At 53.3% G+C, this 1,004-nt stretch carries 1 protein-coding gene and 1 pseudogene; one reads left to right on the top strand and one right to left on the bottom strand.

Translation table 11 applies throughout. From position 1 onward, the window contains the following. Positions 1-8: 8 nt before the first annotated feature. A pseudogene (locus tag ACYVTD_RS13890) lies at positions 9-896 on the top strand (argininosuccinate synthase); the annotation flags it as partial. On the opposite strand, the gene ACYVTD_RS13885 reads toward ACYVTD_RS13890, so the two are convergent. After that, a complete protein-coding gene (locus ACYVTD_RS13885; RefSeq protein WP_461248318.1) occupies positions 861-989 on the bottom strand; it encodes a hypothetical protein in 129 nt (42 codons plus the stop codon). The pseudogene ACYVTD_RS13890 and the gene ACYVTD_RS13885 overlap by 36 nt on opposite strands. Between the last annotated feature and the right edge of the window lie 15 nt (positions 990-1,004).

Genomic DNA, 1,004 nt, shown 5'->3' with positions numbered 1-1,004 from the left:
AAGAATACATCTGGCCGGCGCTTAAAGCGGGGGCGGTTTACGAGGACAAGTACCTGCTCGGCACTTCCACCGCCAGGCCGTTAATCGCCAAGGTGCTTGTCGAATACGCGCGAAAGGAGAAGGCGACCGCCATCGCCCACGGTGCGACGGGCAAGGGGAACGATCAGGTAAGGTTTGATCTTGGCATCATGGCGCTCGCACCCGACATTGAAATTATCGCCCCGTGGCGGACTTGGAAGCTTAAAAGCCGGGAAGATGAGATGAGGTATCTTGCCAGAAGAAAAATCCCCGCCCCCATGAAGAAAAAAAATTCCTACAGCATGGACGACAACCTTTGGCATATTTCCCACGAGGGGTTGGAGCTTGAAGACCCGGAGAACGAGCCGATGTACAAAAAAATGCTCTCCATTACGGTTCCGCCTGAAAAAGCGCCTAACAAGCCCGAATACGTGGAAATTGAATTTGAAAAGGGCGTTCCCATTTCTCTTAACGGAAAGAAAATGGAAGGGGTCGCCCTTATCAACCAGCTTAACAAAATCGGCGGCGCTAACGGTATCGGCATTGTAGACCTTGTTGAGAACAGGGTTGTCGGCATGAAGAGCCGAGGGGTGTACGAAACGCCGGGCGGTTCAATCCTCTACTACGCCCACGGCGAGCTTGAACACCTCTGTCTTGACAGGCAGACTTACTCTTTCAAACAGCAGGCCGCCCTTAAAATGGGCGAGCTTATCTACGGCGGCCTCTGGTTCACTCCGTTACGCGAAGCGATTTCCTCTTTTGTTGACAGCACCCAGCAGACGGTCAGCGGAAAAGTGCGGCTTAAACTTTACAAAGGTTCGATTAGCGCAGCGGGAGTTACGTCACCCTACTCGCTCTACAACACCAGTCTCGCAAGTTTTACTACGGGGGAATTGTTCAACCACGCCGATGCGAAGGGGTTTATCAAACTTTACCTGATCGTTCCCCTTGCCCGTCGCACCGTGGGCGATGGCGGTCGCCTTCTC

This window comes from Treponema sp. R6D11, from assembly GCF_054786075.1.
Note: the sequence above shows the minus strand (reverse complement) of the source record. Positions and strands in the feature narration are given on the sequence as shown.